Below are 9,451 nucleotides of genomic sequence, written 5' to 3' on the forward strand. Positions count from 1 at the left end.
CATAACCGGCGGCCAACCATAACGACAGCAGGAGACACAGATGCATCAAACCGCCCAGCACCGGCAGGAGCCGTTGCGCCCTGACGATACAGCATCACCAACCAGCGAGGGTGCATTCGGCATGCGCTGGTCCGACTGGTCCGTCTCCGCCGTCGCGGCCGGCTTTCTAGCCGTGCTGGTGTCGCTGGCCGGCCCGCTGACCATCTTCTACCAGGCCGCCCAGGCCGCGCATTTGTCGAACGAGATGTTCGCCTCGTGGGTGTGGGGCATCTCCATCGGCGCCGCCGTCTCGGGCATCTTCCTGAGCTGGGTGATGAAGGCGCCCGTCATCACGGCCTGGTCGGCGCCCGGCACGGCGCTGCTGATACCGCTGTTTCCCGGCCTGTCCATCCACGAGGCGGTTGGTGCCTACATCACTGCCGCCGTGCTGCTGCTGGCCATCGGGCTGTCGGGCGGCTTCAACCGCCTGATGGCGCACGTCCCCAAGGGCATCGCCAGCGGCATGATGGCGGGCATATTGCTGCCCTTCGGGCTGAACGCGTTCAAGGGCAGCAGTACGCTGCCGCTGCTCACCGGCGGCATGATCCTGTCCTTCCTCGTCTACAAGCGCCTGTTCCCTCGTTACAGCGTCGTGCTGCTGCTGGTGACGGGCGCCGCCATCGCGGGCTTGACGGGGCTGACCCATTTTTCCAGCGTGCGTTTTGAACTGGTTACGCCGCAGTTCATTTCTCCTTCGTGGTCGTGGACCAGCACCTTCAGCCTGGCCTTGCCCCTGGTGCTGACGACGCTGACCGGCCAGTACCTGCCCGGCATGGCTATCCTCCGGTCCAGCGGCTACGATAGTCCGGTACGCTCCATCATCGTCGTCAACAGCCTGGCCTCGCTGGCGACGGCCCTGGTTGGCGGCATCACCATCGCCATCGCCGCCATCACGGCGGCCATGTGCACGGGGCGCGACGCACACGAAGACCCGGCCAAGCGCTACATCGCCGGCATTTCCAATGGTTTTTTCTATCTGCTGGCCGGCGCTTGCGGCGGCTCGGTCGTCATGCTGTTCGGCGCCTTGCCGCATGAACTGATCGTCACGCTGGCCGGCCTGGCCCTGCTGGGGCCCGTCACGGTCAACCTGGTCCATGTCGCTTCCGCGCCGGAACGCGATGCCGCCGTGCTGACCTTCCTGGCGACGGCATCCGGCATGACCTTCCTCGGTCTCGGCTCCGCCTTCTGGGGCATCCTGATCGGCGTTATCGCGCACCGCCTGCTGCGTGCCGACGTGCTCCCGGCCGCACCCGGTTCAAAGTAAGCCTTAGCAGTAAGCCTTAGCAGTAAGCCAAAGCGGCTAGCCATAGAAGCTAGCCATAGAAGCAAGCCCTATTCGTGTGACCCAAGCGCTGGCGGCGCGGGCCACTGTGTTCCATCGCCTTTTTCACCGCAGTACCTACACACCTAAAACACAAGGGAGACAGCTATCATGCAGCAAATCGATGTCCACAAAATCTCGGATGGAGCGCGCTTCAACCGCTTCCATGCCGGCGTGCTGGCGTGGTGCGCCATCATCATCATCTGCGACGGTTACGACCTGGCCGTGGCAGGCATCGCACTGCCATCGATCATGAAGGCGATGGGCGTCACCGCGCAGAATGCGGGCTTCATGGTCAGTTCCGCCCTGTTCGGCATGATGTTCGGCGCCATCTTCCTCGGCACCGTCGCCGACCGTATCGGCCGCCGTTACGCCATCGCCATCTGCCTGGCCCTGTTCAGCATCTTCACGGCGGCGGCGGGGTTGACGCAGGACCCCTACGTATTCAGCGCCATGCGCTTTCTCGCCGGCCTGGGCATAGGCGGCGTCATGCCCAACGTGGTGGCGCAGATGACGGAATACTCGCCGCGCAAAATCCGCGCCACCATGGTCACGCTGATGTTCAGCGGCTACGCGGTGGGCGGCATGCTGGCGGCCCTGCTGGGCAAGGGGCTGATCGAGTCCTATGGCTGGTCGTCCGTGTTCCTGGCCGCCGGCGCGCCCGTGGTGCTGATACCGTTCATCCTGAAAAGCCTGCCGGAATCGATGCCGTTCCTGATCCGCCAGAAGCGCATCGGGGAACTCAAGCAGATCCTCACGCGCATGGAACCGCTCTACCTGCCCTCCGAGCGTGACCAGTTCACCGTGGCGGCGCACGACAAGCTAGAAGGGGCCCCGATCCGCAAGCTGTTCCAGGACGGCCGCGGCTTCAGCACCGTCATGTTCTGGGTGGCCTTCTTCATGTGCCTGTTCATGGTGTACGCGCTCAGTTCCTGGCTGACCAAGCTGATGGCCAATGCCGGCTACAGCCTGGGTTCCGCGCTGACCTTTGTGCTGGTGCTGAATTTCGGCGCCGTGATCGGCGCCATCGGCGGCGGCTGGCTGGCCGACCGCTTCCACATCAAGTACGTCCTGGTGGGTATGTATGCGCTAGCCGCCGTGTCGATCACGCTGCTGGGCTTCAAGGTGCCTACGGCCGCGCTGTTCGTGCTGGTCGGCCTGGCCGGCGCCTCGACCATCGGCACCCAGATCGTCACCTACGCCTATGCGGGCCAGTTCTATCCGACGGCCGCGCGTTCCACCGGCATCGGCTGGGCATCCGGCGTGGGCCGCAGCGGCGCGATCATTGCGCCCATCGCCATCGGCACGCTGGTCGGACTGGCGCTGCCGCTGGAGCAGAACTTCATGGCCATTTCCATTCCGGCCGTGATCGCGACCATCGCCGTGTCGCTGATCCGGCACGGCCGCTCCGCATCGGCCATCAAGGATGCGCACGATGCGGGCACCGGCCTGCGCACCGCGGCCGCCTGAGCAAAAGCCGGGCGCACCGCGGTTGCAGGCAGTCCGGCTTACTTGTAGAAGCCGGAACCGACCACGTAGTCGTCGCTGCGCTCGACATAGGACTTCTTTTTCTGCAGCTGTTTGGTGGCCGGGTTGACCCATTTGTATTCGACCCAGCCGCTGCCGGATGCCTTGGCGATGCGGACCATGTCGGCGCTGAAGGCAAAGCCGTCGGCATCCTTCAGTTCCGACAGATCCTTGCCGACGATGCGCGGGTTGGATGGGTTGCACACCATTTTGGCGTGCATGTCCTGGATGAAGACGTAGGACTCGCCAGCGATGTAGCCCTTGGCCGGGTCGCCGAAATCGGCGCATGCCTGCTGCAGGCCGCTGGCCTTCAAATGGCCGATGGCTTTTTTTACCAGCTGCTGGGTGCTGTCTTCCGGCGTCGCCAGTGCCGGTGGCGAGATGGCGCCGGCAGCTGCCGCCAGCGCTGCGAGGGCCAGCAGTTTTTGTATCGTCATGGTGAGTCTCCTGTGAGCTTGCTGTTGTTGGTACAGAGTTTGATCCGCATGGCCGCGCGCCGTGTGGCATGCAGTGCGGGCGGGGTGTGTCGCACTGTTTGAACGTAGTTGTGCCCGCCCATAGTATCGAATCACTGTGCGATTAACAACCTCTTGGGCGTTTATCGCACATCATAATAACCAAAAGGAGCAAAGCATGAAAAACACGATCCGTTGCGCACTCGCGCTGTTGGCTGTCACCACCGCGGGCGGCGCCATGGCGCAAAGTTCGGTCACCGTCTACGGCCTGCTGGATACGGGCCTGGCCCACATGACCAACGCCAACGCCGCCGGCGACTCGGTGACGAAGATGCCGTCGCTGACGGGCTCCTTCCCGTCGCGCCTTGGCTTCCGTGGCGCCGAGGATCTGGGCGACGGCCTGCAGGCCGTCTTCACGCTGGAGTCGGGCCTGGCGCTCGACACCGGCAGCATGGGACAGGGCAACCGCCTGTTCGGGCGCCAGGCGTCGGTGGGATTGAAGGGGCGTTACGGCACGGTGACGCTGGGGCGCCAGATCAACATGAGCTACATCGCCGTAATGAAGTCGGACGTGCTGGGACCTAACCTGTTCTCGATCAACAGCATCGATCCTTACCTGCCCAATGCGCGCAGCGACAACGCCATCGGCTACCTGGGCAACTTCAACGATGTCGTGGTGGGCGCCACCTACAGCACGGGGCGCGATGGCTCGGCCGCCGGCGGCCCGTCCGCCACCAACTGCCCCGGTGAAGTGCCGGGCAACGCCAAGGCCTGCCGCCAGATCACGGGCCTGCTCGGCTACGAGACCAGGGCATACGGCATCAACGCTTCGTACGACATCATGTACGGCAACGCCGGCGCGGCCAACGGCCTGGCCAGCAGCGACAACAGCGACCGCCGTGTGAGCGTGAATGGCTACGTCATGGCCGGCGCGGCCAAGGTGGCGGGCGGCGTATTCGAGCGCACCACGCACGCGGCCACGGGACTGACGGAATCGGACCTGTACTACTTCGGCGTCAGCTATTCGGTGGCGCCGCAGGCCACGCTCGATGCGCAGGTGGCCCGGCGCGACGTGAAGCACAGCGATGCGGATGCGACCATGCTGGTGGCGCGCCTGAGTTACTACTTGTCCAAGCGCACGGCGGTCTATGGCAGCGTAGGCCACATGAAGAACAGCGGCCTGTCCGCCATTGCACTCGATGCGGGCGGTACGGTCGGCGTGGGCAAGTCGCAGAACGGTGTGATGGCGGGCCTGCGCCACACGTTCTGATCGACCGGGATGGGCGGCGCCGGCCCCGGCCGGCGCCGTTTGGCAAATACTAAGGCAGCAGGATGGCCAGTTCCTGCGCGCCGCGCTGCAGCACTGGCAGGAATTCCTGCTCCAGCTGCTGGACGCTGACGCGGGCAGCCTGCGCGCCCACGTTCAGCGCCGCCAGCACCTTGCCGGAGGCGCCGCGCACAGGCACGGCGATCGAGCGCAGGCCCAGTTCCAGCTCCTCGTCGTTGACGGCGTAGCCGGCCTGGCGCACGCCGGCCAGGATCTCGCGCAGCCGCTTGACGGACGTGACGGTGTGTTCCGTCATGGGCCGCAGCCTGGTGCGGGCCAGGTACTGCTCCAGTTCATCGGCGGGCAGGTAGGCCAGCATCACGCGGCCCAGCGAGGTGCAGTAGGCCGGCAGCCGGCTGCCCGTGTTGAGCGCCACCGACATCACGCGCGAGGTGGCCGCGCGCGCCACGTACAGCACTTCATCGTCTTCCAGCACCGCCAGCGAGCTCGATTCGTTGAGCGCGCGGCTGATGTTGTTCAGGTAGGGCTGGGCCGACACCGTGAGCGGCGTGGACGACAGGTAGGAATACCCGAGCGTGAGCACCTTGGGCCGCAGCGAGAAGTTGTTCAGCTCCGCATCCACGTAACCGAGTTCGCGCAGCGTGTGCAGGCAGCGCCGCACGGCCGCGCGGGGAATGCCCGTCTTCTGGCTGATGTTGGCGATGGTCTGCGGCTTGCGCGAATCGCTGAAGGCCTGCACCACGGCCAGGCCGCGCGCCAGCGAGGTCATGAAACTGGGATCGGTGAGGGCGTCGATCTGCTCGGAGATGGTCGGTTCGCGCTCCGGCGCCGTCTCGGCGGCGGGCGGGTGCTTGGGCGTGGTGGTCTTGGACATGGCGTGATTTTAATGCAGCCGGCGATTTCGATAGTTGTTTTTTTCTTGACCTCGGCGCCCAAGCATCGTTACACTGGCTGTGCGGTAATCAATCATTAGTTCGATAATCGCACAAACCGGATACCAAGGCGGAGATATGATCGACAAAACTTTTGAATCACTACAGCGTGCCGTGGCCGATGTGCACGATGGCGCGACTGTCATGATCGGCGGCTTCGGCAACGCCGGCATGCCATCGGCGCTGATCGACGCGCTGATCGAGCAGGGCGCGCGCGAGCTCACCATCGTCAACAACAACGCCGGCAACGGCGACACGGGCCTGGCGGCCTTGCTGGCGGCGGGGCGGGTGCGCAAGATCGTCTGCTCCTTCCCGCGCCAGGCCGATTCCCACCATTTCGACGCCCTGTATCGGGCCGGCAAGATCGAGCTGGAACTGACGCCGCAGGGCAACCTGGCCGAGCGCATCCGCGCCGCCGGCGCCGGCATCGGCGGCTTCTTCTCGCCCACCGGCTACGGCACGCTGCTGGCGGAGGGCAAGGAGACGCGCGAAATCAACGGCCGCATGTATGTACTCGAGTCGCCCATCCACGCCGACTTCGCGCTGATCAAGGCGCTGCGCGGCGACCGCTGGGGCAACCTGGTGTACCGCAAGACGGCCCGCAACTTCGGCCCCATCATGGCCATGGCGGCCAAGACCACCATCGCCCAGGTGCGGCAGGTGGTGGCGCTCGGTGAACTGGATCCGGAAGTGATCGTCACGCCCGGCATATTCGTACAGCGCGTCGTCAAGGAGGCCGCATGATGAACCGATACACCCGCGACCAGATCGCCGCCCGCGTGGCGCAGGACATCCCCGAAGGCGCCTACGTCAACCTGGGCATCGGCCTGCCGACCAAGGTGGCCAACTACCTGCCGGCCGAGCGCGAAGTGTTCCTGCACAGCGAAAACGGCCTGCTCGGCATGGGCCCCGCGCCCGCGCCCGGCGAGGAGGATGAAGACCTGATCAACGCCGGCAAGCAGCCCGTCACGCTGCTCACGGGCGGCGCCTACTTCCACCACGGCGACTCGTTCGCTATGATGCGCGGCGGCCACCTCGACATCTGCGTGCTGGGTGCGTTCCAGGTGGCGGCCAATGGCGACCTGGCCAACTGGCACACGGGCGCGCCGGACGCCATTCCCGCTGTCGGCGGCGCCATGGACCTGGCCATCGGCGCCAAGCAGGTGTTCGTGATGATGGACCACCAGACCAAGAGCGGCGAGAGCAAGATCGTGGCGCAGTGCGCCTACCCGCTCACCGGCGTGGCCTGCGTGGACCGCATCTACACCGACCTGGCCGTGCTCGACGTCACCCCGGCCGGCCTGGCCGTGCGCGAAATGGCGCCCGGCCTCACCTTCGAAGCGCTGCAGGCCGTCACCGGCGCGCCGCTGCTGCCCCCCACGCACTGACCGAGGAATCCTTGATGAATCAAGCTTTTATCTGCGACGCCATCCGCACCCCCATCGGCCGCTACGGCGGCGCATTGAAGGACATGCGGGCCGACGACCTGGGCGCCATCCCGCTGCGCGAACTGATGCGCCGCAATCCGGGCGTGGCCTGGAACGAGGTCGATGACGTGATCTACGGCTGCGCCAACCAGGCCGGCGAGGATAACCGCAACGTGGCGCGCATGTCGGCCTTGCTGGCCGGTCTGCCGCTGGAAGTGCCCGGGTCCACCGTCAACCGCCTGTGCGGCTCCGGCATGGACGCGGTGGGCACGGCGGCCCGCGCCATCATGGCCGGCGACGCCGGCCTGATGATCGCCGGCGGCGTCGAATCGATGACGCGCGCGCCGTTCGTGATGGGCAAGGCCGACGCGGCCTTTTCGCGCAACGCCGCCATCTACGACACCACCATCGGCTGGCGCTTCCCTAACAAGTTGATGAAGGAACTGTACGGCGTGGACGCCATGCCCGAGACGGCGGAAAACGTGGCCGACGATTACGCCATCAGCCGCGCCGACCAGGACCGCTTTGCCCTGGCCAGCCAGCAGAAGACGGCGCGTGCCCAGCGCGACGGCCTGTTCGCGGACGAAATCGTGCCGGTCACGCTGCCGCCAAGCCGGCGCGGGGGCGAAGCCGTTATCTTCGCGCAGGACGAGCATCCGCGCGAGACGACGCTGGACACGCTGGCCAAGCTCAAAGGCGTGGTGCGGGCCGATGGCAGCGTCACCGCCGGCAATGCCTCGGGCGTCAACGACGGCGCCTGCGCGCTGCTGCTGGCCAGCGCCGAGGCGGCCCGCCGCCACGGCCTCACGCCGCGCGCGCGCATCGTGGGCATGGCCACGGCCGGCGTGGCGCCGCGCGTGATGGGCATAGGCCCGGCGCCGGCCACGCAAAAGCTGCTGCGCCAGCTGGGCATGACCTTGGACCAGATGGACGTCATCGAGCTCAATGAAGCGTTCGCCTCACAGGGACTGGCCGTGCTGCGCGCGCTGGGACTGCGCGACGACGATGCTCGCGTCAATGCCTATGGCGGCGCCATCGCGCTCGGCCATCCGCTGGGCATGAGCGGCGCCCGTCTCGTCACCACGGCCATGTACCAGCTGCAGCGCAGCGGCGGGCGCTACGCCCTGTGCACCATGTGCATCGGCGTGGGGCAGGGTATCGCCATCGTCATCGAACGCGTTTAGCGGCGCGGCGCGGGGATGGAGGCTGGGGCAGGGGCAGGCCGAGATCGGCGATGCCGTACCTGGCCGCCAGCCGCTTCGCTTCCCCGCTGCGGATGGCCAGCTCGATGCCCTCATCGAGCACCTGCAACAGTTCAGCCGCATACGGCACGTTGCGGCTGACCATCATGTGAAACGGCGATGGCGACAGGTCCGGCAGCGCGCCGTAGGCGATGCCGAGCACCTTGAAATCGACCTTGCCCAGCGTCTGGTAGCCCAGCGCGATCTCGAGCCGTTCCGGCACGGCGTCGCAACGGTTGTTTTTGAGCTTGAGCAGCGATTGCATGAGGTCTTGCGCGCCCATGTCGATGTCCGCCACATTGAGGCCGAAGGCCGCGTAGGTGTAACCGTTGACGGCGCACAGGCGCAGCTTTTTCAGGTCGGCCGAGGTGGCGACGGCCGGCCTGGGGCGGGCCGTGTCGTAAAAGTAGACGAGATGTTGGGCGTAGTACGGCTTCGACACCAGGTAGGTTTGCGCGCGTTCGGCGTTGTTGGCGATATCGGTCATCATGTCGTGCATGCCGAGCCGGACGGACTCCGTGCAGCGCTTCCAGGGCAGCATGTCGAACGTGAGGCGCAAGCCCTTGCGCGCCAGGCTCGATTGCAACAGCTCGGCCGAATAACCGGTCACGTCGTCCGTCTGTCCCTGCAGGTCGCGTTTGAAATACAGGTAGGGCGGCCATTCGGCGACTTGCCCGCAGACCCTGATCAGCTGTTCCGGCGCCAGAGGCGCGGCATGCGCACCGGCGCCTGCCCAACCAAGCAGGAGCGCGATCACGGCGGGGGCGATAGTCAACTTTCTCATGCGGTATCCCGGACAGCCCGATGAATTTGCGCGGGCGGCGCGCCCGTGAACCGGCCGCCGCGACCGGCCTGGCGGCGGCAGTTCCTGATTCACGGCCCGATCTTACCCGGGACGGATGAGAAATTTCCAGTCTATGACAGGCTGTCCGGACAAGAAATGCGGACATTTGTCACGTCTTATTGCGCTGCAGAAACTAGCGTTCGTTGTGTTCATCCTTGTCGCGCCGTCCTTCGTTCTGCTTGCCCGGTGGCGCCTTGCGTTCGTCGCCCCGTTCCGTGCGCGCCGCTTCGTGCGGCGGGGGCCGGCGTTCTTCGCCACGTTCTGGCCGCGCGGCCTCGCGCGGTGGCGCCGCATGGCCCGGCGGCATCGCCTGCTGGCGCATGGCCGGCATTTCCTCGCGCTGCGGGGCGGGGCGGTTGGTTTCCAGGCGGCTGGGC

Annotated in this window: 10 protein-coding genes; 6 read left to right on the plus strand and 4 right to left on the minus strand. The window is 66.2% G+C overall.

The window, feature by feature from the left end; all coding sequences use genetic code 11:
• The first annotated feature begins 40 nt into the window (after positions 1-40).
• Entirely contained in the window at positions 41-1,303 is a 1,263-nt protein-coding gene (locus tag AC3WOS_RS13580) for a benzoate/H(+) symporter BenE family transporter (RefSeq protein ID WP_492716520.1), read from the plus strand.
• Between the two features lie 168 nt (positions 1,304-1,471).
• Positions 1,472-2,830, plus strand: a complete 1,359-nt coding sequence (locus AC3WOS_RS13585; protein ID WP_492716521.1) for an MFS transporter — start codon at positions 1,472-1,474, stop codon at positions 2,828-2,830.
• A gap of 38 nt (positions 2,831-2,868) precedes the next feature.
• On the opposite strand, the gene AC3WOS_RS13590 is transcribed toward AC3WOS_RS13585, so the two are convergent.
• Positions 2,869-3,459 carry a cache domain-containing protein gene (locus AC3WOS_RS13590; protein WP_492716522.1) on the minus strand — a complete coding sequence of 197 codons (591 nt, stop codon included), beginning with the start codon at positions 3,457-3,459 and terminating at the stop codon, positions 2,869-2,871.
• A gap of 61 nt (positions 3,460-3,520) precedes the next feature.
• On the opposite strand from AC3WOS_RS13590, the gene AC3WOS_RS13595 reads away from it, so the two are divergent.
• Complete coding sequence (locus AC3WOS_RS13595; RefSeq protein WP_492716523.1) at positions 3,521-4,612, plus strand: porin; 1,092 nt, start codon at positions 3,521-3,523, stop codon at positions 4,610-4,612.
• A 49-nt stretch (positions 4,613-4,661) separates the two neighbouring features.
• Here the strand turns inward: AC3WOS_RS13595 and AC3WOS_RS13600 are convergent, their stop codons facing one another.
• Entirely contained in the window at positions 4,662-5,504 is an 843-nt protein-coding gene (locus AC3WOS_RS13600; protein WP_492716524.1) for an IclR family transcriptional regulator domain-containing protein, read from the minus strand.
• Positions 5,505-5,640: 136 nt separating this feature from the next.
• Here AC3WOS_RS13600 and AC3WOS_RS13605 point away from each other — a divergent pair, with 136 nt between their 5' ends.
• Genes AC3WOS_RS13605 through pcaF form a run of 3 tightly spaced genes read left to right on the plus strand, consistent with a single transcriptional unit; the run spans position 5,641 to position 8,173 of the window.
• Positions 5,641-6,306 (plus strand): 3-oxoacid CoA-transferase subunit A, encoded by a 666-nt coding sequence (locus AC3WOS_RS13605; protein ID WP_492716525.1) that lies wholly within the window; start codon positions 5,641-5,643, stop codon positions 6,304-6,306.
• Complete coding sequence (locus AC3WOS_RS13610; RefSeq protein ID WP_492716533.1) at positions 6,306-6,950, plus strand: CoA transferase subunit B; 645 nt, start codon at positions 6,306-6,308, stop codon at positions 6,948-6,950. The genes AC3WOS_RS13605 and AC3WOS_RS13610 overlap by 1 nt, the downstream gene beginning before the upstream one ends.
• A gap of 14 nt (positions 6,951-6,964) precedes the next feature.
• Positions 6,965-8,173, plus strand: a complete 1,209-nt coding sequence (gene pcaF, locus AC3WOS_RS13615) for a 3-oxoadipyl-CoA thiolase (RefSeq protein WP_492716526.1) — start codon at positions 6,965-6,967, stop codon at positions 8,171-8,173.
• Here pcaF and AC3WOS_RS13620 read toward each other — a convergent pair.
• A complete protein-coding gene (locus AC3WOS_RS13620) occupies positions 8,157-9,014 on the minus strand; it encodes a substrate-binding periplasmic protein (RefSeq protein WP_492716527.1) in 858 nt (285 codons plus the stop codon). The two genes, pcaF and AC3WOS_RS13620, sit on opposite strands and share 17 nt — an antisense overlap.
• Before the next feature lie 193 nt (positions 9,015-9,207).
• Positions 9,208-9,451 (minus strand): hypothetical protein (locus AC3WOS_RS13625; protein WP_492716528.1); only part of this gene is annotated, 244 nt, incomplete at its 5' end.

The organism is Rugamonas sp. FW305-51, assembly GCF_058786935.1.